The organism is Bacillus nitroreducens (assembly GCF_964021195.1).
Genome location: NZ_CAXHYI020000003.1, coordinates 786,152 through 809,127, shown reverse-complemented (window position 1 = coordinate 809,127; position 22,976 = coordinate 786,152). Strand labels below are relative to the sequence as shown.

Annotated in this window: 21 protein-coding genes; 17 read left to right on the top strand and 4 right to left on the bottom strand. The window is 37.8% G+C overall.

The features are described 5' to 3' along the window. Positions 1 to 157 precede the first annotated feature (157 nt). Entirely contained in the window at positions 158 to 976 is an 819-nt protein-coding gene (locus tag ACWPVE_RS07770; RefSeq protein ID WP_453992238.1) for a CAP domain-containing protein, read from the bottom strand. 426 nt (positions 977 to 1,402) lie between these two features. Here ACWPVE_RS07770 and nagE point away from each other — a divergent pair, with 426 nt between their 5' ends. From nagE to ACWPVE_RS07750, 4 genes are all read left to right on the top strand, one after another. After that, positions 1,403 to 2,854, top strand: a complete 1,452-nt coding sequence (gene nagE / locus ACWPVE_RS07765) for an N-acetylglucosamine-specific PTS transporter subunit IIBC (protein ID WP_453992236.1) — start codon at positions 1,403 to 1,405, stop codon at positions 2,852 to 2,854. Between the two features lie 153 nt (positions 2,855 to 3,007). Next, positions 3,008 to 4,183 carry an N-acetylglucosamine-6-phosphate deacetylase gene (gene nagA / locus ACWPVE_RS07760; RefSeq protein WP_453992234.1) on the top strand — a complete coding sequence of 392 codons (1,176 nt, stop codon included), beginning with the start codon at positions 3,008 to 3,010 and terminating at the stop codon, positions 4,181 to 4,183. Further along, positions 4,180 to 4,974: a glucosamine-6-phosphate deaminase gene (nagB, locus tag ACWPVE_RS07755; protein WP_453992233.1), complete on the top strand. Its 795-nt coding sequence runs from the start codon at positions 4,180 to 4,182 to the stop codon at positions 4,972 to 4,974. Before nagA ends, nagB begins: the two co-directional genes overlap by 4 nt. Positions 4,975 to 5,046: 72 nt before the next feature. After that, the gene (locus tag ACWPVE_RS07750; protein ID WP_453992231.1) at positions 5,047 to 5,964 is read left to right on the top strand and encodes a DUF7916 family protein; all 918 of its coding nucleotides are present in this window, start codon (positions 5,047 to 5,049) and stop codon (positions 5,962 to 5,964) included. A gap of 170 nt (positions 5,965 to 6,134) precedes the next feature. Here the strand turns inward: ACWPVE_RS07750 and ACWPVE_RS07745 are convergent, their stop codons facing one another. Beyond that, on the bottom strand, positions 6,135 to 6,584 hold the full coding sequence (locus ACWPVE_RS07745; protein WP_453992230.1) for a VanZ family protein: 450 nt from the start codon (positions 6,582 to 6,584) through the stop codon (positions 6,135 to 6,137). Between the two features lie 143 nt (positions 6,585 to 6,727). Here ACWPVE_RS07745 and ACWPVE_RS07740 point away from each other — a divergent pair, with 143 nt between their 5' ends. From ACWPVE_RS07740 to ACWPVE_RS07715, 6 genes are all read left to right on the top strand, one after another. Further along, positions 6,728 to 7,132, top strand: coding sequence for a rhodanese-like domain-containing protein (locus tag ACWPVE_RS07740; protein ID WP_453992228.1), 405 nt, complete (start codon positions 6,728 to 6,730; stop codon positions 7,130 to 7,132). A 113-nt stretch (positions 7,133 to 7,245) separates the two neighbouring features. Beyond that, the gene (locus ACWPVE_RS07735) at positions 7,246 to 7,647 is read left to right on the top strand and encodes a MerR family transcriptional regulator (RefSeq protein ID WP_453997411.1); all 402 of its coding nucleotides are present in this window, start codon (positions 7,246 to 7,248) and stop codon (positions 7,645 to 7,647) included. A gap of 180 nt (positions 7,648 to 7,827) precedes the next feature. Beyond that, positions 7,828 to 9,150 (top strand): hemolysin family protein, encoded by a 1,323-nt coding sequence (locus ACWPVE_RS07730; protein ID WP_453997409.1) that lies wholly within the window; start codon positions 7,828 to 7,830, stop codon positions 9,148 to 9,150. Between the two features lie 429 nt (positions 9,151 to 9,579). Beyond that, positions 9,580 to 10,665 carry a D-alanine--D-alanine ligase gene (locus ACWPVE_RS07725; protein ID WP_453992226.1) on the top strand — a complete coding sequence of 362 codons (1,086 nt, stop codon included), beginning with the start codon at positions 9,580 to 9,582 and terminating at the stop codon, positions 10,663 to 10,665. 61 nt (positions 10,666 to 10,726) lie between these two features. Beyond that, positions 10,727 to 12,100, top strand: a complete 1,374-nt coding sequence (locus ACWPVE_RS07720) for a UDP-N-acetylmuramoyl-tripeptide--D-alanyl-D-alanine ligase (RefSeq protein ID WP_453992224.1) — start codon at positions 10,727 to 10,729, stop codon at positions 12,098 to 12,100. A gap of 857 nt (positions 12,101 to 12,957) precedes the next feature. Continuing rightward, complete coding sequence (locus ACWPVE_RS07715) at positions 12,958 to 14,457, top strand: DEAD/DEAH box helicase (protein ID WP_453992222.1); 1,500 nt, start codon at positions 12,958 to 12,960, stop codon at positions 14,455 to 14,457. A gap of 148 nt (positions 14,458 to 14,605) precedes the next feature. Here the strand turns inward: ACWPVE_RS07715 and ACWPVE_RS07710 are convergent, their stop codons facing one another. Then, positions 14,606 to 15,958, bottom strand: a complete 1,353-nt coding sequence (locus ACWPVE_RS07710) for an IS1182 family transposase (protein WP_453990053.1) — start codon at positions 15,956 to 15,958, stop codon at positions 14,606 to 14,608. A gap of 218 nt (positions 15,959 to 16,176) precedes the next feature. Here ACWPVE_RS07710 and ACWPVE_RS07705 point away from each other — a divergent pair, with 218 nt between their 5' ends. Further along, positions 16,177 to 16,656: a PH domain-containing protein gene (locus ACWPVE_RS07705; protein WP_453997406.1), complete on the top strand. Its 480-nt coding sequence runs from the start codon at positions 16,177 to 16,179 to the stop codon at positions 16,654 to 16,656. Beyond that, a complete protein-coding gene (locus ACWPVE_RS07700; RefSeq protein ID WP_453992220.1) occupies positions 16,646 to 18,127 on the top strand; it encodes a PH domain-containing protein in 1,482 nt (493 codons plus the stop codon). The genes ACWPVE_RS07705 and ACWPVE_RS07700 overlap by 11 nt, the downstream gene beginning before the upstream one ends. 26 nt (positions 18,128 to 18,153) lie before the next feature. On the opposite strand, the gene ACWPVE_RS07695 is transcribed toward ACWPVE_RS07700, so the two are convergent. Further along, on the bottom strand, positions 18,154 to 18,873 hold the full coding sequence (locus ACWPVE_RS07695; protein WP_453992218.1) for a rhomboid family intramembrane serine protease: 720 nt from the start codon (positions 18,871 to 18,873) through the stop codon (positions 18,154 to 18,156). 118 nt (positions 18,874 to 18,991) lie between these two features. On the opposite strand from ACWPVE_RS07695, the gene acpS reads away from it, so the two are divergent. The 5 genes from acpS to ndoA all read left to right on the top strand — a co-directional run bounded on the left by acpS (position 18,992) and on the right by ndoA (position 22,949). Further along, complete coding sequence (gene acpS, locus ACWPVE_RS07690) at positions 18,992 to 19,351, top strand: holo-ACP synthase (RefSeq protein ID WP_453992216.1); 360 nt, start codon at positions 18,992 to 18,994, stop codon at positions 19,349 to 19,351. Positions 19,352 to 19,605: 254 nt separating this feature from the next. After that, on the top strand, positions 19,606 to 20,622 hold the full coding sequence (locus tag ACWPVE_RS07685; RefSeq protein ID WP_453997404.1) for a LolA family protein: 1,017 nt from the start codon (positions 19,606 to 19,608) through the stop codon (positions 20,620 to 20,622). A gap of 303 nt (positions 20,623 to 20,925) precedes the next feature. Next, positions 20,926 to 22,086: an alanine racemase gene (gene alr, locus ACWPVE_RS07680; protein ID WP_453992214.1), complete on the top strand. Its 1,161-nt coding sequence runs from the start codon at positions 20,926 to 20,928 to the stop codon at positions 22,084 to 22,086. 226 nt (positions 22,087 to 22,312) lie between these two features. Then, positions 22,313 to 22,594 (top strand): CopG family ribbon-helix-helix protein, encoded by a 282-nt coding sequence (locus ACWPVE_RS07675; RefSeq protein WP_010284645.1) that lies wholly within the window; start codon positions 22,313 to 22,315, stop codon positions 22,592 to 22,594. A 4-nt stretch (positions 22,595 to 22,598) separates the two neighbouring features. Beyond that, positions 22,599 to 22,949 (top strand): type II toxin-antitoxin system endoribonuclease NdoA, encoded by a 351-nt coding sequence (ndoA, locus tag ACWPVE_RS07670; protein ID WP_010284636.1) that lies wholly within the window; start codon positions 22,599 to 22,601, stop codon positions 22,947 to 22,949. Positions 22,950 to 22,976: the final 27 nt, after the last annotated feature.

Sequence of the window (22,976 nt, the reverse complement as noted above, 5' to 3'; positions counted from 1 at the left end):
AGAGGTTCGACACTGGTTGTCGGACTTTTTTGATGTCCAGAAACAGCGTCTAGCCCCTAGAAGTCACAAGCCGATCTGTCAAGAAGGTTAAAGAAAATTTTCTAGCCAGTTCGTCTTGTGCTTGGTCGGGGCTAAATCAAGACTTATGCTTTTCTAATTATTTACCAATAAACATTTGTGTCCAGTAGTTGCCACTTTCTTGGTGTCCTACTCCAATATGTGTGAAATCTGGATTTAGGATATTTTTTCGGTGGCCTTCACTGTTCATCCAGGCATTTACTACAGCTTCAGGAGAGGATTGTCCTTTTGCGATATTCTCCCCAGCTGTCTTGTATGAGACTCCGAAGTCCCTAATCATATCAAATGGAGATCCATAAGTTGGACTTGTATGGGAGAAATAATTTTTTTGTTGCATATCGTTAGATTTTGTCTTTGCTACTTTACTTAATGCCGAGTCCGTTTTAAGGGCTGGCAAGCCATTTTTTTGACGTTGTGCATTTGTTAGGTCGATAACCTGTCTTTCGAATTGGCTAATTCCTGCCGTTGACCCTTGATTGGAAGGGGCTGGAGCAGGAGTGGATTCTGGTTGACGCTGTTGCTCAGTTGGAGCTGCTTGATCCTCTTGTGTTGGAGCTGGTGTTGGTGTATTGTTTGTTGGTGGAGGTGCCGCGTTATTAGGTCCTCCAGTATAATAGTTACCATTTGGTTGTTTTACAACAATTTTTTTATTGATGAAACGAAAATACTCACGTTCACCTTTTGCGTGTTGAACCCTTGTTGTATGTGGGTATCTATCGCTGGACATTGATGTCCGATAAGGTTGTTCTTGTTTAAGGAGATAGCCGTTATTTACATTTTCAACATTTGCTGTACGATTATTGTCGTCCGCAGCATTATTTGTATCTGTATTACATGCTGACAAAAAAAGCATGGCAGACCCAATAATCGCGATACCTGTTTTTGTAAATCTTTGCAATGTTAATTCCTCCTTTGCATTTTTCGATTTACCTTCCTATTTTGCCTTCCTTGTAACGAAACTATGGGTGGTAATAAAAGAGAGAGGACCGAGTAAATGTATACTAGAGGAAGATCCATGAACAAGACAGGAGAAAATCAGTCATAGAAGGAATTGTGTAAGTTTTTTACAACGCAATCTTATTTAAATAAGAACTGCATATATTTTGCTTGGTAGGTTGTCTTTTGTTAGAACAATGAAGGGAAAAATCATGTACCTAAGCGTCATCTAAATGGTACTCATACACCATGGCATATCTGGTTAATTGACTTTCCTTTGGTTACACTAACTGGTAAGAGTCATCTTACTAGAAATTATTCATCTTTATTGAAGTTGTTTTAAAACAGTAAAATGGTGGAAATGCGAAGTATAAGGAGGAATTATATCATGATGAAGTATCTTCAAAATCTTGGTCGGTCTCTCATGTTACCTGTTGCAGTCTTACCAGCAGCCGCTATCCTGATGGGTATTGGTTACTGGATTGATCCAGATGTCTTTATAACAGGAAGTGCAAGCCCGATTGCCATTTTCTTAACTAAAGCGGGTAGTGCAATCATCGATAATATGTCCATTTTATTCGCCGTTGGTGTAGCCTTGGGAATGTCTAAGGATAAAGATGGATCTGCAGCATTAAGTGGTTTGGTTGCATTTTTAACAGTGACTACATTGCTTTCAACAAACTCCGTTGCAGCTCTTCAAGGTGTTGACCCAGGAGAGGTAAATGCAGCATTTGGAAAAATTAATAACCAGTTTATTGGAATAATCTCTGGTATTATTGCGGCTATTATGTACAATCGTTTTAGTAAAGTACAATTACCAGATGCATTGGCTTTCTTCAGCGGAAAAAGGCTAGTACCAATTATGACATCTGTTGTCATGTTAATTGTGTCTTTAATCCTGCTTCTATTATGGCCAGTAATTTATTCTGGATTGGTTTCATTTGGTAAGGGGATCCTTAACTTAGGTGCAGTTGGGGCAGGATTATATGGGTTCTTTAACAGGCTCTTAATTCCAACAGGTCTTCACCACGCGTTAAACTCCGTATTCTGGTTTGATGTCGCGGGAATTAATGATATTAATAATTTCTTAACCGGTGCAGGTGAAAAAGGGATTACAGGAAGATATCAAGCTGGTTTCTTCCCAGTGATGATGTTCGGATTACCTGCAGCGGCATTAGCGATGTATCACACTGCAAAAACCACAAGAAAAAAACAGGCTGCTTCATTATTAATGGCAGCAGCATTTGCAGCATTCTTTACTGGTGTTACAGAGCCACTTGAATTTGCGTTCATGTTCCTCGCACCTGCACTATATGTTGTACATGCAGCATTAACGGGTATTTCCTTATTTATTGCAGCAACATTCCATTGGACGGCAGGATTTGCATTTAGTGCAGGGTTTGTTGACTTTATTTTGAGTTTGCGTAATCCAATTGCGAATCAGCCATGGATGCTATTAGTACAAGGACTTGTGGTAGCGGTAATTTATTATCTTCTGTTCCGTTTCTTGATTGTGAAATTTAATCTTAAGACGCCAGGTCGTGAAGATGAAGAAGTGGCTGCCACAACTACACAGGCTGATGGTCAATCAAAATTTGCTGCAATGGCAGCGCAAATTTATGAAGGCTTAGGCGGAGATGAAAATGTCATCTCTGTTGATAATTGCGTCACTCGCCTACGACTTGAAGTCAAAGACATGGATAAAGTCAATCAGCAAAAAATAAAAGAAACTGGAGTGCCTGGGATCAATATAGTTGGTAAGAACAGCATTCAAGTGATTGTCGGAACGAACGTTCAATTCGTTGCGGATGAGGTCCACAAAATTCGTAAAGAAAAATAAGAAGAATAAAGATTAGGGCGGTTCTGTGAAAGAACCCCCTTTTTTATTTACAGGGAAAAACAATATTTTTATAATAAGATGGGAAAAGTAAGGTAAAATTAGAAGGAATTCGGGTATTTAGAAAGAACGAGAAAATGAAAAGGAGTTCTTGATATGTTTATAACAAACCTTACTATTTTTTCGGAAGAAGGCATCATCGAACAAGGTTTTATTGAAATCGATGGCGAAAAAATAAAAAGGATTGGCCAAATGGCTGACTTTCACGCTAGTAACCAAGATGAAATTATCTCGTTTGATGATTCATACTCATTGATTCCAGGCATGATTGATTTACATATCCACGGAGCAAGTGGAGCTGACGTAATGGATGCAACCCCAGATGCATTAACAACGATGGCTAACGCTTTGCCTAGGGAAGGCACAACAAGTTTTCTTGCGACAACAATGACCAAGACAAAAGAGGATATTGAACGTGCAATTGGTAATATTGCTGAATACATACCTAACCAAAAACCTGGTCATGCGGAAATTTTAGGTGCACATCTAGAAGGACCATTTCTGTCTCCAAAAAGAGCAGGAGCTCAACACCCAGATAATATCATTCATCCAGATGTGGAATTATTTAATAAGTGGCAAATCCTATCAGGCGATAATATCCGACTTGTTACATTAGCACCTGAAGAACCAGGTGGAATGGCGTTAACTTCCCATCTCAAGAAGACGGGAGTAGTTGCTTCCATTGGTCATTCAGATGCAGTCTATGAAGAGGTTGAAGCTGCAATTGAGGCTGGTGTTACTCATGCTACCCATTTATTTAATGGGATGCGCGGAATCCATCATCGTGAGCCTGGTGTAGCGGGTGCCGTACTTTTACATGATGAAGTAAAGTGTGAAATGATTGTTGATGGAATTCATATTGCTCCTAAAATGGTGAAATTCGCGTACAAAAATAAGGGGAGTAAAGGCTCAATTCTTGTAACAGACGCGATGCGTGCAAAATGCCTTGGTACTGGAACTTATGACTTAGGTGGCCAAGAGGTTATGGTTGATGAAGAACGGGCTGTATTAAAGGATGGAACGCTAGCAGGAAGTATTTTAAAATTAAATGATGCGGTTCGTAACATGATGACATTTACAGATTGTACGCTTCAAGATATTACCGAGATGACAGCGATCAATCCAGCAAAGCAAATCAATGTGTTTGATCGAAAAGGAAGTATTAAAGCTGGTAAAGACGCAGATGTTGTAATTGTAAACGAACAATTAGAGGTCGTTATGACTTTTTGTCGTGGAAAACTAGCTTACACAAAACAGGAGGGAATTAAATGAAAATTATAGCAGCCAAGAATTTTGATGACATGAGTGAATTGGCAGCAGCCATGATTTCACATCAAGTAAAAGAAAAACAAAACTCCGTATTAGGTCTAGCAACTGGAGGTACAGTAGAAGGTACATATAAGGAGCTCATAAAGGATCACAAGCAAAACCAAACATCTTATGAAGGCATTCAGACTGTGAATCTTGATGAGTATGTAGGGATTGAAAAGGAACACCCAAATAGCTATCACCATTTTATGATGGAGAATCTTTTTTCACATATTAATATAAAACAAGAAAATATCCATCTTCCAAAGGGATTAGCAAAAGATTATGAGGAAGAATGTAAAAGGTACGAGAAGGTCATTTCAGATTTAGGTGGAGTGGACCTTCAATTACTTGGAATTGGGGTTAATGGGCACATCGGCTTTAATGAACCTGGAACTTCCTTTGATTCCGTAACACGTGTTGTTGAACTAGAAGAGTCTACTCGACAAGCAAATATGCGTTACTTTAATAGCATTGAAGAAGTACCAACACATGCTATCACGATGGGGATTTCAACGATTATGAAGAGTAAGAAAATCCTCTTACTCGTGTCTGGAAAAGCAAAGTCTGAAATCCTTGAGAAAGTAATTAATGAAGGTGTTACTGAAAATATACCTGCAACGGTTTTAAAAAATCATCCAGACGTAACAGTAATTGCTGATGAAGATGCGCTTTCACAAGTTGATAAAGAGAAGAAAGAAAGTTTTGTTCGCAATAAGGAAGAATTCATTCAAACTTATTTACAATCAAAATAAATAGTATTGCAAAAATCGGAAGATAAGGTCCTGTTAAATGGAATTGGTTTGATCAAAAAAGGAGGTAACGCCATGAAACGCCTACTAGATTGTACTGCCTCAGATTTTAAAAAAATGAACGGACAAGATTTAAAGCAATCCATTAGAGCTACAGAAGGAAGGACTATCTTATCGGAAGTGATTGGGTCTTTTCAACCGATGTATCCAGCCGTCACAAACGCCGAAATGGCCGCGGCATTTGGTGCGGATCTACTAATTTTAAACTATTTTGATGTCTTTTCGCCTTTTGTAGAAGGTGTTCAAGCCCCGGAAGGTGAATCGATCGTTGAAAAGTTGAAGGAGTTGACAGGTCGACCAGTTGGATTAAATTTAGAACCTGTAGATCCTAATGCAGTCCAACTGGAAACCTTAAATCACCTTCCAAAGGGTCGATTGGCAACTGAAGAATCGTTAAGTGAAGCAAAAAAACTAGGATTCGACTTTGTATGTTTAACAGGAAATCCAAAAACAGGGGTAACAAATAATGAAATTGTAGTTGCTATTAAGACGGCGCGCGAGGTTTTTGGTAGTGAAGGACTTATCATTGCTGGAAAAATGCACGGTGCTGGTGTTGCTAATGAGTCGGGAAGTGGAATTATTTCAGAAGCAGCGCTTGAAAGCTTTGTTGAAGCAGGAGCAGATGTGATACTAATGCCTGCGCCTGGAACTGTTCCAGGAATCACGCTTGAAGCAACCGAAAAGAATGTTCGTTTTGTCCATTCCAAAGGGGCGCTGGCGATGCTGACCATTGGTACGAGCCAAGAAGGGGCCGATGAAGCAACGATCCGCCAAATTGCCTTAACGAGTAAAATGGCAGGTGCAGATATTCACCATATCGGTGATGCTGGTTTCCATGGAATTGCGATCCCAGAAAACATCATGACGTATTCAATTGCTATCCGTGGAAAACGTCATACATATATAAGAATGGCGTCTTCAGTAAAACGTTAAAGTGAAACTAAATCCGTGCCAGTTTCGTCCTGTGGATTATTAGTTGAGACCCACAGCTAGAACGTTCTTCACCTTGCTCGTATTAACTGGCAGTCAAATTGTATCTTACTTTTCCACTTTCTACGCGAGATAAAAAGAGATGAGGTCCAAATACATCATTGTATTTGATCTCATCTCCTTTTTTTACGTCTCCGTTTTCGAAACCGCATGACTTGTAGCAAAATAAAACCAACTATGGCCCCAATTGTATTCAAAATAATATCATCTACATCAAAGCTACCAAGCATACTAAAAAGCTGAAGTAATTCAAGGGCGGTTATTCCAATAACAAAGGCCAATACAAATAAAAAGAAATTCGAAAGCCTTGGAAAAAGAATCGGCAACACAATTCCAAACGGTATAAAAACGCCTATATTCCCAGCAATATTAATTATCCAAATATGAACGGGAAAATGGTCATAATAGGTAAAGTAATTTTTGATTGTTGAAAAGGGAGTGACGTTGTACCGAAATTCTTCTCCTTTTGTACGAGAAAATGCAAAGAACATCCAATAAAGAAGGAAAAGTGAATAGGTGATGAACACCGTACCAGCAAATAAACGTTTTGTAGCTTGTCCCAATTTGATAGAAACTCCACTCCAATCCCTAATAAGTACACTCACTTACTCTATCGCAAAAATGATATAATGTCACATGTGTTTTTTTATTTGTACTAGTTTCGTTTATAATAAGGATAACGTTGAAAATAAAAGGATGTTGTAAAATGGAAATCATTAATTGGATACAAATTGGGTTGGGCGTCACGTTTATATATCTTATCATTCAATCCTTTGGACCTGTTAAAAATCTTACTCACTTAACAGAAGCCGATTTTAATGAAAAAATGAAAAAAACAAAAAATGTCACACTCATTGATGTGCGTAACCCTTATGAGTACAGTGCAGATCACATTAAAGGAGCAATTAATCTCCCATTATCTAAAATTAAACGAAATAAAGTCGAAATTCCAACCGATAAAGATATTATTTTATATTGCCAAACTGGGATAAGAAGTAAACAAGCAGCTAAGGTCCTAAGAAGAAGACATAAGGATATGCCCATTGCACATTTGAAAGGTGGTCTATTTAGCCTGAAGACTCCACCTACTCCTAAGAAAAAACATACGTAAAAAAGCAAGTTGTACACGTTAAACCATCACGTTTGACTGTACGGTTCATAAAACATATAATAAGAGAATAGAAGTTTGATAGAAGGGGTGATGTCGTTGGGAAGTTATACCGTATTGGAGAGTTAGCCAAAGAAGCGAATGTTTCAAAACGTACAATTGATTACTATACACAGCTTGGTATTTTAACTCCTGAACGATCAGGCTCTAACTATCGTTTCTATGGTAGGGAAGCAGTGGAAACCCTACACCTTGTCGCTCAGTACAAGGAACAAAATTTCCCTTTACTTGAGATTAAGGAAAAGGTGGAACTATTTCATACAAATCGGATAGAACAGGAGAAGGTCTTAAAATACACTCAGAACCTTTCGAAACGTATGGAATATTTAGAAACAGAACTCAAAGAAATGAAGCCAATCTTAGAGTCTCTTTCAGCAGAACAACAAAAATCTGTGAGGAACAACATGTCTACACAAGGCATGGCACTCGCAAAATTAATCACAGTTCTGTTTAATTGAATAAAAGATTCATAAGTTTTCAGAATAAAAAAACATTGGTGTAAATACTTTATATAAACAACATATCTTGTAATGCATTAGTTTTAGAAATGTAAGACTAAAAACTTACCTATTTAGGAGGTGTAATCCTTACTCGTTTCGGACGCGTAAGGAAACTACTTGGAGATATTTAATTTGGTCATGGTTGCAATTTTAATTGCGTTAACTGCCTTTTTCGTAGCGTCGGAGTTTGCGATTGTAAAAATAAGAAGCACTCGCATCGACCAACTCGTAGCGGAAGGGAGGAAAAGCGCAATTGCTGCTAAGACTGTCATCTCAAACCTGGATGAATACCTGTCTGCTTGTCAATTAGGTATTACAGTAACAGCTTTAGGACTTGGTTATCTTGGAGAGTCTACAGTAGAAGCTTTACTCCATCCAGTTTTCGGTATGTTTAATATACCATCTTCCTTTTCAACTGTTTTATCAATTGCTTTGTCGTTCTTAACGATTACGTTTTTACATGTAGTCGTTGGGGAACTTGCGCCAAAGACAGTTGCAATACAAAAAGCAGAGGCAATTACTTTACTGGTTGCTAGACCATTAATCTTCTTTTATAGATTGATGTATCCATTCATTTTTATCTTAAACGGTTCTGCTCGTTTGTTAACAGGCCTATTCGGCTTTAAACGAATCTCAGAACATGATATTGCCCATACTGAAGAAGAACTGAGACTTATTCTATCTGAAAGTTATAAAAGTGGTGAAATAAACCAGTCTGAATTTAAGTATGTAAACAATATTTTTGAATTTGATGACCGTGTGGCTAAAGAAATCATGGTGCCGCGAACTGAAATCATCGCATTTGATAAAGAAAAGTCAGTCCAAGAAATATTGAAGATTATTTCCAGTGAGAAATACACGCGATACCCGGTTGTCGATGGGGATAAAGACCATATTATTGGATTGATCAATTTAAAAGAAATGCTTACTGATGTTGTAACAGGATCAGGAGGGCATGGAAAAACGATCGAGGATTATACAAGACCGATTATCCATGTCATTGAGTCTATACCCATTCAAGAATTACTTGCAAAAATGCAAAGAGAACGTGTCCATATGGCAATCCTAATAGATGAATATGGGGGGACATCTGGACTTGTTACAGTTGAAGATATTATTGAAGAAATCGTAGGAGAAATTCGCGATGAATTCGATACGGACGAAAAACCAGCCGTCCAAAAAATTAACGATACAACAACGATTTTAGATGGTAAAGTGTTAATTGGTGAAGTCAACGACTTATTTGGTTTCCAAATAGACGATACAGATGTGGATACAATTAGTGGCTGGATCTTAACTGAACAAATTGACGTCCGCCCTGGTGACAAAATTCCATATGAAGATTATGAAATTAGAATCATTGAAATGGACGGACACCATATCAAATCACTAGAAATTAAAAAAGTAATACAGCAAGAACAAATTTACACGATCAGCCAAAGTGCCAGCGCACTCGAATAATATATGTAAAGCCTCAACGTTTTCCCGTTGAGGCTTTTTTGATGAATTTGTTTGTGGCTGGGGCGAATGCGACAGTATGAGCGAATAATCCTAGGTTTGAGTCAAAAAAAGGTAGATTCTGACTGAGCGGGCGAGGAATCCATATGTTAGCGTCAGAAAAAGAGGTGTATTCTGACAGAGTGAGCTGTCAATCCATGGTGTCGTGTCAGGAAAAAAAGGTTGATTGAGACAGAACGAGTGAAAAATCCCTGTGACTGTGTCAGAAATAATAAAATCTTACCTCAACCTCGAATAAAATTTGGTCCGAGCCTAGACAGACACTTTTCTAGACATATGTAATAAATTATAGAAATGTTATGTAATTGTTATATAATATAAAAGCGTTAATGTTAGAATAAAGGGTATACGAATTGTTTAGGAGGAAGCTTAATGAAAGTAAAACTAGGCTTGCTATATGGGGGGAAATCAGCTGAGCATAAGGTTTCCTTACAAACTGCATTGGCTGTTATCAAAGCACTCGATCACTCAAAATTTGAAATTCATCCCATTTATATATCGGAACAAGGCGAATGGATTCGTGGAAGTCAGCTGACTGGACCAGTCGATGATGTACAGAAATTAATCTTAAAAGAGGCAGGAACACCGATTTCACCTGTTTCACTGAATACAGAACTATTCCCAGCACATGTATCTGAACAAAAGGATGCAATTGATGTAGTATTCCCACTGCTACATGGCCCGAATGGAGAGGACGGAACGGTTCAAGGACTGCTTGAATTAGTGAACATTCCTTACGTTGGAAATGGAGTGCTTGCTTCATCTGCGGGTATGGACAAAGTGATAATGAAAAACATCTTTGGCCAAGCAGGTTTGCTTCAGGCGAAATATGTTTCATATATTCGTAGCGAATGGAAAGAGAGCCCTCAAGCAGCTTATGCGAAGGTTGAGGAAGAACTAGGATACCCATGCTTTGTGAAGCCTGCAAACCTCGGATCAAGTGTTGGAATTAGCAAGGCAACAAACCGAGAAACCCTTGAAAAGGCATTTGAAGAAGCGTTTATGTTTGACCGTAAAATTATTATTGAAGAAGCTATTATTGGACGTGAAATTGAAATTGGTGTCCTAGGAAACGATGCTCCAAGCTGTTCAGTTGTTGGAGAGATTGTCCCGAAAAAGGACTTTTATGACTATAAAGCAAAGTATGAGGACGGCGATACAGCTCTCATCATCCCTGCTGATCTTACAGATGAGCAATATGAAACTGTAAAAACAGAGGCAATCAAAGCGTTCAAAGCCCTCGATTGTTCAGGATTAGTTCGAGCAGACTTTTTCTTAACAAAAGAAGGAAAAGTCATAATTAATGAAGTTAACACAATGCCTGGATTTACACCATTTAGTATGTTCCCGTTACTATGGCAAGAGGCTGGTGTGAGTTACCCAGAGCTTATTGAAAAATTAGTGGAACTTGCTATCGAACGTCACAATGAAAAACAAACGATTAAATATACCATTTAAATCAACAAGAAACACTATTCTTCTTCATGAATAGTGTTTCTTCGTGAAAGGAGAGAACTTCATGATAAATAAGACGTTAGCCCAAATTGAACAAATGGCAATAGGTGAAAAGCTAGATCCACAATTCCGTAATGTCCTTATCAAAGGAGTGTCCATTGATACTAGAACAATCTCACCAGGAAACTTGTACATACCTATCATCGGTGAGACCTTTAACGGCCATCAATTTGTTGATAAAGCCATTGAAAATGGTGCAGCAGCAGTATTATGGGGAAGTGACCAACCCAATCCACCGCAACAAATCCCTGTTATTTTTGTAAAGGACACATTAGAAGCTCTTCAAACACTTGCGAAAAGCTATCGTGATGAACTTTCGATAAGAGTGGTTGGAGTGACAGGAAGTAACGGAAAAACAACGACAAAGGATATGGTTGCATCGGTCTTATCAACGACTATGAAAGTCCAAAAAACAGAAGGAAACTTTAATAACCATATAGGCTTACCTTTAACTATATTACGACTTGAAGAAAATACAGAAGTAGCTGTGCTCGAAATGGGAATGAGTGCATTCGGAGAAATTGAATTCCTTACTTTGTTGGCACGTCCAGATGTAGCAATCATTACCAATGTTGGTGAATCCCATATGCTTGACCTAGGTTCCCGAGAAGGAATCGCAAAGGCAAAGCTGGAAATTGTGGATGGACTTTCGAAACAGGGCAAGCTCATTTACTATGGTGACGAACCTCTCTTAACAGAACGGGTAAAAACAATGAATATCGATACCACAACTTTTGGTGAATCTGATAACAATAATCTTTATCCAATGAGAATCAAGCAGGAAAATGAAGGAACTTATTTTTCAATTAATCAGCAAGAAGGTAAGGAATTCTATATTCCTGTGTTAGGTAAACATAATGTCAATAATGCGATGTCTGCGATTGCTGTGGCACGCCATTTTGGACTAAGTTGGGAGCAAATTGAAAAGGGGCTAAAGCAAATTACGATTACCAATATGAGACTTGAGTTAATTGAAGGAATCGACGGTATCAACTTAATCAATGATGCCTACAATGCTAGCCCATTATCCATGAAGGCTGCTATTAGCCTCATTCATGATTTACAAACTACAGGTAAAAAGATAGTTGTATTGGGTGACATGCTTGAACTTGGTGATAATGAAAAAGAATACCATGAAGAAGTGGGACGCTTCATTCAAGCGGATAAGGTTGACTATGTCTTTACATTCGGAGCACTAGGAGAGTATATTGCAGAAGGTGCAAAGGAACAATTTCCTCAAGAACGAGTGCTAGCATTTCGAGATAAAGGCCAACTCATTGCATCATTACAAAAACTTCTATCAGAAGGCGATATCCTTTTAGTAAAGGGTTCAAGAGGTATGAAACTCGAGGAAGTCATTTTTGCATTCAAAAAATAAAAAACAAAAAGCTCGGTGCAAGTTGCCGAGCTTTTTTAATTGATAAAAGGGAGTATAAAAAGAATTGTCACAAAGATTCCTATTGAGTAGCCGATTAGTTCTTTCATAAACTCTGAATTTCCGTTGAATAGCTTGTCCATTTTAAAACCTCCTAAGATTGTTCTTATATATTAATACGATTGAAAACCAAAAATGTTACAGTTATATTACAATTATTTCAAAAATATTTTTCGTTCTATAAAAAACACCTCAAAGCACTTTGTATGAATAAGCTAAAAAGCGTTTATACTAAACATTGAAAATTCCGCTTTATTGCAATTCTAAATATGTAGTGGTAAGATTACTTCTACAGTGTTAAAAAGGGCATAACTTGGCTAACCTAATGGTATGGCCCTTTTATTAACTTTTTGGACGTGAACCCTAAGGGCATTACTTCCGTAAATTCACGGAAAATGTCCTTTTTTTAAGCAGAATTCAACTTTATCCAGCCGAGATAATAACCCAGCTGAATAAGGTAAACCTCTGGCGGATGTCATGATTTTCAAAGGAACATTTTGAACATAGGACCAAAGACTAAGAATGCCAGGTATGTTTGGCTCCGTCTTAATGATTCATAACGTGTGTTCCTAAAAAATCGGGTCCAAATACGCCAAGGCGCATTTGACTTCTGATCTACTATAAATACTAGGCAGATGCCTACCTACTTCGCATGTTATGTGTAGGTTATGCGATCATGATGCAAAATTTTGTATCCAACTAAAATGTCGTATTTATTTGAGGCGAAAGCCCAGTGTCTATACAGATTTCCCGTCTAAAAGTCAATTTTGTCATTGTACAAATAGATAAACAAAAGGAGTATGAAAAAATTGGCAGCATTTAACGAACTAGGGATAAGTCAGGATTTAATGAAATCGATTAGTAAAATGGGGTTTGAAGAAGCAACACCCATTCAATCACAAACGATTCCATTAGCACTTCAAGGCCATGATGTAATTGGTCAAGCCCAAACAGGAACAGGTAAAACAGCCGCATTTGGAATTCCACTAATTGAAAATGTCGATGTGAAAAACGACAACATTCAAGGAATTGTCATTGCACCAACTCGTGAGCTTGCGATTCAAGTATCGGAAGAACTTCATAAGATCGGTCACTTTAACCGTGTACGAATTTTACCAATCTATGGTGGACAGGATATCTCTCGTCAAATACGTTCACTAAAAAAACACCCACATATCATCGTTGGAACACCAGGTCGTGTGATTGACCATATTAATCGTAAAACATTGAAGTTACAAAATGTTAAAACAGTGGTACTTGATGAAGCGGATGAAATGTTAAATATGGGCTTTATCGAGGACATCGAAGCAATCTTAAAGGGCGTACCTGAACAACGTCAAACATTGCTTTTCTCTGCAACAATGCCAGGGCCAATCCAACGCATTGCTGAACGCTTCATGAGAGAACCCAAAATTGTGAAGGTAAAGGCAAAAGAAGTAACAGTCCCTAATATCCAACAATATTACCTAGAGGTACAAGAAAAGAAAAAATTTGATGTGCTAACTCGCTTATTAGATATTCAATCACCAGAATTAGCGATAATCTTTGGACGTACAAAGCGTCGTGTTGATGAGCTTTCAGAAGCATTAAATTTAAGAGGATATGCAGCGGAAGGAATTCATGGTGACCTGAGTCAAGCGAAACGGATCTCTGTTTTACGAAAATTTAAAGAAGGTTCTATCGAAGTTCTTGTTGCGACAGATGTAGCCGCGCGTGGTCTTGACATTTCGGGTGTTACACATGTCTACAACTTTGATATACCACAAGACCCTGAAAGCTATGTTCACCGTATTGGACGTACTGGACGTGCAGGGAAAACAGGTATGGCAATGACTTTTGTAACTCCTCGTGAAATTGGTCAACTTAAAAATGTAGAGAATACAACGAAACGTAAAATGGACAAAATGAAGCCACCAACATTGGATGAGGCTTTAGAAGGTCAACAAAAAATCACGATGGAAAAAATCGTGTCAATGATTGAATCCAATAATCTATCTTACTATACTCGTATTGCTGAAGAGTTATTAGAAGAGCATGATTCAGTTTCAGTTGTTGCGGCTGCAATTAAGTTAATGACGAAAGAGCCAGATGCAACTCCAGTTAAACTAACTGAAGAAGCTCCTCTACGTGTGAAGAGAGACCATCGAGATAATAACCGTGGTGGTGGACGTGACCGTGGACGCTATAAGGGTGCAGGTGGACGTGACCGCGGACGTGGAAATAGTCGTCAAGGTTCAGGCGGAAATCGCTATTCTTCAAGTAGCAATCGACGTGGTAACTTCCGTAAAAACGAAAATTAATGACAAAAACAGTGCACGTACTATGTGCACTGTCAGAGTGTAGAGAAAGGGGTATTTTTTCTCTACACTTTTTGTTTTCGGTGGTTTTTGTAGTTGTAAGTTGACATTATTCTTTATCAAAAATCTTGAAAATATCACTCCCAACCATCTAGCCTTGCTTGGCTAGGTGGTTGGCAATCTTTTTCATGTTCTGGCAGGCTGCTGTAAGTAATACCTGCTCACTAGCATTTTTAATTCCCCGTAACCTACAGTAGCGAAGCCCATGCAGCTCTTTTGAGTCTGCGAAGCTTCGCTCTACGGTTTCTTTTCTAAACTTATAAAGAATTTTCCCTTCTGGAGAGAGGCGATTTAGCCTCACCTTATCTTTATGATCTTCCCAAACATGACGAGTAACAACTTTTTGCTTATTCTGGGATCTAGTGCATTGTTCAAGAAGAGGGCAGGTTGAACATTTCTTGGGATCTGACTTGTACTCTCGGTAACCTTCTCTTGTAGTTGAACGATATGTTAGTTCCTCGCTATTTGGACAAACATAAATGTCATTTTCTTTATTATATTTAAACTTCCATTTTGGAAAGAGTCCTTTTGTTGGTTGATACCTTCTATGGGCAATAACTCCAAAGATCTTACGATCTGATAATCCTTTGCAAATCGGATTAGTTAAGTATCCAGAGTCAAGAGCAACAGCTTCCACATTAAAGTTAAATCGTAAGATTTGACGATCTAAACGGCTAAGATATGGTATTGAATCATGGACATTACCTGGAGTTACGAATGCATCAGTTATAATGTTAAACTTCAAATCTGTTGTCCGATGGTCTAAATAACAGAACATCTCTTGCTTATTGTCTCGCGACATAAACCCACTTTCTGGATCTGTGGTACTTACTCTAATCTCTTTTGTTTCTTTCACCTCCTCCTTTTCCTTTAAAGGCTTTTTTCCATGTTCAGCACGATCTTCTTCAATTGCCTTATTTAACTCATTTAAATATTCACGAGTTTCTACTTCAACTTCTTCCCTTGTAAATTTATGTTTATTCGCATTAGCTTTGAGATGAGTGGAGTCCGTAAATAAGACTCTTCCGCCAACCATTTTGTGATTCATTGCAAGAAGAACAATTTCATCAAAGATTTCTTGGAAGATGTCTGTATCTTTAAAACGCTTATGGCGATTCCAGCTTATTGTGGAATGATGTGGTACAGGATCTTTAAATCTGAGACCTAAAAACCAACGATATGCGACATTAAGTTTTATCTCTTGTTCAAGTTGTCTTTCGGAACGGATACCATAAAAATATCCAATAAACATCATTTTAAAAAGAACAAGAGGGTCGATCGAAGGTCGACCATTATCTTCAGAGTAGTAAGGTTTTACTCTCTCAATTATAAAAGAAAAATCTATGTATTTATCTATTTTTCGTAACAGATGGTTATCTGGAACAAGCTCGTCAATTGATACAAATTCAATTTCATTTTGTGTATTTTCCCTAGTATTTAACACAATATCACCAACCCTAATTTATTAACTATATTATAACATATTAATGCGGTGAATTAGTAAAGTGTATCAAAAGAATAAAGGCTGTCGAGACTTTCTCGACAGCCTGACAGTGCACGTACTATGTGCACTGTTTTTTTATATAATTTTTCAACATAATCATTTATAATATAAGGATTGAAATGAAAAAATATTCCAACAAGAGAAAGGTTGGATGGATGATGAGAGATTTACCAAAAAATCGGATTAGTAAACGTGCCTTAACTGTATGGAAAACAGCGGCTGTTATTTCATCGATGATTGGTTGGGTTATTTCAATTACAATACTCGTTCTTACGATTATTTTTGATTGGCCATACTGGATTTTCTTGATTTTAATCATTTTAACGATTGTAGAATCCATTTTTTCCATTTTTATTTTTCCAAAACTAAAATGGAAGCGCTGGAGATATGAAGTGCATGAGCATGAAATTGACCTTCAACGTGGCGTTTTAATTGTAAAAAGAACCATCATCCCGATGAACCGGGTCCAACATGTTGATACACAACAGGGGCCGCTGCTTCGCAAACATGAATTAGCAACGGTGACGATCTCAACAGCAGCAACCGTTCATGAAATACCAGCACTTGATTTAGAGGAAGCAGATCAACTACGTGACTCGATATCAAGGTTAGCGAGGGTGGATGAAGATGATGTTTGAACCGCGTCGAATGCATCCAGTTGCTGGCTTTTTGAGTTTTTTAAAGCAATTAAAGGAATTTATCCTTCCGTTTCTTGTGTTTCTATTTGTTGGTACTGGGGATTCGAATTTGTTTGATCGTATCTTTTACATTGGGTCAGGTGCTATCATTCTTATACTGTTGGTATTTGGAATCCTTCACTGGTATCGTTTCACTTATCGGGTAGAGGAAGGGGAATTACGAATTGAATACGGTGTGATTATTCGGAAGAAACGCTTTATTCCCATTGAACGAATTCAAACAATAGATGTTTCTGCAGGGATAATTCAGCGGATATTTGGTTTGGTTAAGTTACAGGTGGAAACTGCGGGTGAGGGTTTGCAGGCAGAGGCCGTTCTTACAGCCATAAAAGAAGATGAGGCCAATCAATTACGTGAGTTATTATCGCGTTCAAAGATTCAACATGAGGAAGATACCGAAATAGAAAAACCGAGGGTAACCTATCAGATCACCTCGAAGGAACTTCTTGTTCTAGCTTCCACCTCAGGTGGAATAGGGATTGTTATTTCTGGTGTACTCGCATTCCTGAGTCAGTTTGCAGAATATTTACCCTTCGAAAAATTATATAATACGATTGATAAATATGTTAATCTATCAATTTTATTTTATATTATTGTATTAGTCGCGCTGTTCTTATTGATTTCGTGGTTTGTAGGCATTTTAATTATGACATTGCGCTATGCTAATTTTACAGTCGTAAAACGAGAAGATGAGCTGTTTATTACAAGGGGCTTAATTGAAAAAAGGCAGTCCACCATTCCGCTGACACGGATTCAGGCAATCCGAATTGGGGAAAATTTAATTAGACAGCCGTTAGGGTATGCAACGGTTTATATTGAGAGTGCTGGTGGCTCAATTGATAAGGGAGAAGAGTTCTCAACTGTACTATTCCCATTAGTAAAAAAGTCAGCAATTAAAGATTTATTACAACACTTTGTTCCAGATTATGAGATGTTGGACGTTGAACATTATGTACCATCGAAGGCGAAGTGGAGATATATATTTAGGGGATTGCTACCTTTCCTAATCTTAGTCCCTGGTATCATCATACTGGCGATTAAGTTTAGTTCTTGGAGCTATCTAGGTCTATTCTTACTCTTTGTTGGAGCGTGGTTTGGATATAGTCGTTATAAGGTCGCTGGATGGAGGATTAAAGGTAACCAATTAATTCTACAGTATCGCTTTTTTAGTAAAATTACTGTTCTTCATCATAAGAAGCGTATTCAATCGATGGATCTTCATCAATCTTATTTTCAAAGGAATAAGGATCTCAGTACGGTGAGAACGTCTATTAAAGCTAGTATAGGTGGCAAAACATTTGAGGTAAAGGATCTACAGACCTCAGATTGTTCGATCATTTGGGACTGGTACATAAAGCGCAATACGAAGATCATTGAAAATATCTCAGCTGAATCAATAAAGGAGCTATAGCCAATTTGCTTTAGCTCCTTTATATTTTACAAAAGGATTCCGAGAATCACTAAAATAATAATGATAAGCCAAAGAATATGCCTAGGTGTAAATTGCTTTGGTAGTCTCATTCTTGGTCGGTAAGTGGAATCTCCTGCCATGATAACTCGCGAATGACTTGAGGTTTTTGGTAAAAAGAGTGGAGCAATAACTGCACCAGCTAGAAAGCCGAAGATATGGGCGACGATATTTACATTTGAATTAATAAATGTCATAACTAGGCCGATAATTACGATCGTCATGATTAACTGTGAATTCATTTGACTAATTAGGTCTTTACGGAATAAAACCATATATAAATAGATTCCAAACAATCCAAAGATAGCCCCAGATGAGCCGACATGAGCGAAATCTAATGGCTCTATGTAAAAGGTTGCTAGGTTTGCAATCATTCCTGTGGCTAGATAAGCAACGATGAATTTGAATTTACCTAACATACGTTCTAAAGCGGGACCGAACAAGACAAGTGAGAAGGAATTAAACAGCATATGCCCAAATCCACCATGTACAAAAATCGGTGTTAATAGCCTCCAATACTCTCCTTCAGATATCAAAAAGTTAAATCCAATCATGTGTTGCAAAAGAGTCGTACCGAATGGAAGAGATAAAAAAATCAGTAGCCAGAGAAAGATATGAATTGCGATTATAATTGATATAATGGGATAGAATCGTAAAAATTGACGAAAGCTTTCAGTCCGTATAAACATATTAACTCTCCTTTTAGTATTCTTACTTATCGTACTATATTTTAAAAAAGATGGCGAACATCAAGTCTGTAACATCTTATGAATAAAAGATTATAGATAGAAGAAGGGATTTTTTGAAATGATTATTGGGACAGGTATAGATATTATTGAACTTGAGCGGATTAAAAAAATTTTACATAGGCAAAAAAAGTTTGTAGACCGAATTTTAACAGATGTAGAAAAAGAAAAATTTTTTCAACTATCTGAATCTCGTCAGGTAGAGTATCTTGCAGGTCGATTTGCAGTAAAGGAAGCATATTCGAAGGCAGTCGGAACAGGGATTGGAGAGGGTTTAAGCTTTTTAGATATTGAAGTTTTAGCAGATGAAAGAGGGAAGCCAGTCCTCTCAAAACCCAAGGATCATAAGGCTCATCTATCTATTACTCATAGTAAAGATTATGCTGTTGCACAAGTAATTCTTGAAAGCTTGTCAAGCTAGTCTGCATATTACACAACTTTGTCTCATATATTTTTAGTGCGGTAGGTGAGACAAGGTGTAAAAGTGCGGTGAACGGGTGTGATTTTCACTTAGTTTACAAGATTCGCCAGTGTAAACTAAAGCTTTCAGTTGGAAAGAATGCTCTGGAATGATGGGGGTCCTAATTAGCACGGAATGGTTCCTTTCCTGTTCATCTGATTCTACACTTTGTCTCAACCAAAAGGCGATAAGAGGCAAAGGGGTTGAAGAAGAAAATGAAGAAAAAAGTATTTTTGTTGTTATTAGGGCTACTCACTGCCCTTGTACTCGCAGCGTGTGGGGAAAAATCACAGGAAGATGTGGTTAGTGCACTAGATGACAAGGTGCAAAAAATGACAGGTTATAAAGCTGATGCGAAAATGACGCTTCAAACAGGCAATGATCCACAAGTTTATGAAGTGGAAATATGGCACAAGGAACCAACATTTTATCGAGTGAATCTAAAAAATGCTGAAAAAGACCAAAGCCAGATGATTTTACGCAATGAAGAGGGTGTATTTGTTTTAACGCCAGCTCTTAATAAAAGCTTCCGTTTCCAAAGCGATTGGCCAGAAAATAGCAGTCAAGCATATTTATTCGAATCCTTGGTGCATGATGTGAAAGAAGATCCAGAAGCGAAATTCACAGCTACAAAGGATCAATACATCTTTGAAACAAAAACAAATTACAAAAACAACAACATGCTTCCAAAACAAGAAATTACATTTAATAAAAAAGACTTGACACCTGTATCGGTAAAGGTAATGGATCCAGACCGTAAAGTGTTATTGCTTGTTGAATTTTCAAAGGTAGAATTTGATGCAAGTTTTGATAAATCAGCATTTGATGTGGAGAAGAATATGTCATCTGCAACTTTAGATGAAATCCCAGTTATGGGTGAAGTTGATAAGCAACCACTTGAAGTTCTGTATCCGTCAGAAGAAGCACTTGCTGGCGTTGAATTAAAAGAAGAAAAGAAAATCGAAACAGAAAATGGAACACGTGTTATCATGACATTCGGTGGAGAGAAGACCTTCACATTGATTCAAGAAAGAGCTCGTGTTGCAGAGGTTGCTACGACGATTTCTCTAAGTGGTGAACCAGTTGATCTTGGATTCACAGTAGGAACACTTTCTGATAAGTCGATCTCCTGGACATATAATGGGGCAGAATTTATGATAGCTTCTGATGATTTGACTCAAGAAGAATTAATCTCCGTTGCGCGTACGGTACAAGGAAAAGCTATAAAATAAGATAACGTAGTTACAGGTCCGAACGATCGGGCCTGTTTTTCTAGTTTTTAGCTCCTACCCCTACGCGATAGTAAAACTCATATGCTGAGAAGGGTAAAGAATATCCTTCTAGCCAGTTTGTCTAGTGTTATGCAAGGGATTAGAAAGGTGCTTGCACTTTTCTTTACATATTTTCTTTTTTCTAACATATGTTAAAATGGGTATAAAAAACATGCAGTTGCAATGGACATAGCGTAAATATAAAAACGAATTCATTTAATATATAGAGATACGCTCAAGGTCGTATTTAAGAAGGAGTTAATCATGGATTATACCCAGTTTTATCGAGATACTTGGGCTGAAGTTGATCTAGATTGTATATTTGAAAATGTACAAAATCTAAAAAACTTTTTACCAGCACAAGTGGACATCATGGCGGTTGTTAAGGCAAATGCATATGGACATGGAGATGCAGAGGTTGCAAAAACGGCACTTGAAGCAGGAGCGACATCTCTTGCAGTTGCTTTTTTAGATGAAGCACTTTCCTTACGTCGAAAAGGGGTCGACGTACCGATTCTGGTGATTGGAGCATCTCGCCCAACTGACGTCATGGTTGCTGCAGAACATAAGATAGCACTGACTTTTTACAGCCAACAATGGATTGAAGAAGTCATAGAAGTCTATCAGGGAAAAACTCCATTAGCCCTTCACTTGAAACTTGATACAGGGATGGGGCGTCTTGGAGTAAAAGAAAAAGAAGAGTTACAAACCATCACGAAGATGTTTGAACAAAATCCTCAAATTGAACTTGAGGGAGTTTTTACTCACTTTGCAACAGCTGATGAAATAGATACCACCTATTTTGACCAACAGTACCAAAAGTTATTAGAAATGCTTCAGTGGATTCAAAATAAGCCAAAAATAATTCACTGTGGTAATAGTGCAACAAGCTTTAGGTTTCCAGATAAGGTGTTCAATGTCGTTAGGTTTGGTATTGGGATGTATGGAATGACACCTTCTCCTGAAATTCGAGATCAACTGCCATACAAGCTTAATCAGGCTTTTTCTCTTCATAGTAAGCTTGTTCATGTGAAACGAATTACTAAAGGTGAGAAAGTTAGCTACGGCGCAACATTTACTGCAGACGAGGATATGTGGATTGGTACTGTTCCAGTAGGATACGCAGACGGGTGGCTAAGAAAACTGCAAAATACGAATATCTTAGTAGACGGAGAATATTGTCAAATAGTCGGTCGTATCTGTATGGACCAATTTATGGTGCGACTTCCAAAGAAGTTGCCAGTTGGCACAAAAGTCACGCTCATTGGTAAACAAAATCAAAAGTATATTCCTGTCGACGATGTAGCAAAAAAACTTGAAACCATCAATTATGAGGTAACTTGTACAATAAGTTCTCGTATTCCGCGTATTTTTTTGAGAAATAAGAGAATAATTGAAGTGAGAAATCCGTTATTAAGACATTGATAGTAAATAAATTAGTACAATGGTTGTACACATCGGGTACAATTCCTTTTTTATGCATGTGACAAAAAGAAGGTTGTGGAAATAAAGTTAAATTTATGCATAAAAACCATATCAAAGTGTCGATATTAATGAAGAATTAATGGTTTAAGCTTTGCATCTAATCTTAATAATGGTATGATTAAGATTGGAGTAGAATATGGTGGCAAGTTGGTGGAGGTGTATGTTTGTGTCTGAATCCAGCGCAACGACAGAAATTCTAGTACGATTACCACAAAATCTAATTAGTGAGTTGGATGGCCTAGTGAAACAAGAAAATGGTAACCGTAATGAACTGATTTATCAGGCTACAAAAATGTATCTACGTGAGAGAAAAAAGCGTCAAATTACTGAATCTATGAGACGCGGTTACATGGAAATGGCGAAAATCAACCTTACTATTGCATCGGAGGCTTTTTTAGCTGAATCTGAGGCTGACCACACCGTAGAACGCTTAGTTAGCGGGGGGTAATCATTTGATTGTAAAACGTGGCGACGTTTATTTTGCAGACCTCTCCCCAGTTGTTGGCTCAGAGCAAGGAGGCGTTCGTCCTGTTCTTGTCATCCAAAACGATATCGGGAATCGGTTTAGTCCCACAGTCATTGTCGCAGCTATAACTGCCCAAATTCAAAAAGCAAAACTTCCAACACATGTTGAAATTGATGCGGAGCGATATGGATTTGAACGTGATTCAGTTATCCTGTTAGAACAAATTCGTACAATCGATAAACAGCGTCTAACCGATAAGATTACACATCTCGATGAAGAGATGATGGACAGAGTGGATGATGCCTTACAGATAAGTTTAGGACTCATCGATTTTTAATTCATTATTTATATGTATTACGTTTAT

Excerpts from the sequence above, each read along its gene's own strand:
- nagE (WP_453992236.1), top strand. The coding sequence starts at position 1,403 with ATGATGAAGTATCTTCAAAATCTTGGTCGGTCTCTCATGTTACCTGTT.
- nagA (WP_453992234.1), top strand. The coding sequence starts at position 3,008 with ATGTTTATAACAAACCTTACTATTTTTTCGGAAGAAGGCATCATCGAA.
- nagB (WP_453992233.1), top strand. The coding sequence starts at position 4,180 with ATGAAAATTATAGCAGCCAAGAATTTTGATGACATGAGTGAATTGGCA.
- ACWPVE_RS07750 (WP_453992231.1), top strand. The coding sequence starts at position 5,047 with ATGAAACGCCTACTAGATTGTACTGCCTCAGATTTTAAAAAAATGAAC.
- ACWPVE_RS07740 (WP_453992228.1), top strand. The coding sequence starts at position 6,728 with ATGGAAATCATTAATTGGATACAAATTGGGTTGGGCGTCACGTTTATA.
- ACWPVE_RS07730 (WP_453997409.1), top strand. The coding sequence starts at position 7,828 with ATGGTTGCAATTTTAATTGCGTTAACTGCCTTTTTCGTAGCGTCGGAG.
- ACWPVE_RS07725 (WP_453992226.1), top strand. The coding sequence starts at position 9,580 with ATGAAAGTAAAACTAGGCTTGCTATATGGGGGGAAATCAGCTGAGCAT.
- ACWPVE_RS07720 (WP_453992224.1), top strand. The coding sequence starts at position 10,727 with ATGATAAATAAGACGTTAGCCCAAATTGAACAAATGGCAATAGGTGAA.
- ACWPVE_RS07715 (WP_453992222.1), top strand. The coding sequence starts at position 12,958 with ATGAAAAAATTGGCAGCATTTAACGAACTAGGGATAAGTCAGGATTTA.
- ACWPVE_RS07705 (WP_453997406.1), top strand. The coding sequence starts at position 16,177 with ATGAGAGATTTACCAAAAAATCGGATTAGTAAACGTGCCTTAACTGTA.
- ACWPVE_RS07700 (WP_453992220.1), top strand. The coding sequence starts at position 16,646 with ATGATGTTTGAACCGCGTCGAATGCATCCAGTTGCTGGCTTTTTGAGT.
- ACWPVE_RS07695 (WP_453992218.1), bottom strand. The coding sequence starts at position 18,873 with ATGTTTATACGGACTGAAAGCTTTCGTCAATTTTTACGATTCTATCCC.
- acpS (WP_453992216.1), top strand. The coding sequence starts at position 18,992 with ATGATTATTGGGACAGGTATAGATATTATTGAACTTGAGCGGATTAAA.
- ACWPVE_RS07685 (WP_453997404.1), top strand. The coding sequence starts at position 19,606 with ATGAAGAAAAAAGTATTTTTGTTGTTATTAGGGCTACTCACTGCCCTT.
- alr (WP_453992214.1), top strand. The coding sequence starts at position 20,926 with ATGGATTATACCCAGTTTTATCGAGATACTTGGGCTGAAGTTGATCTA.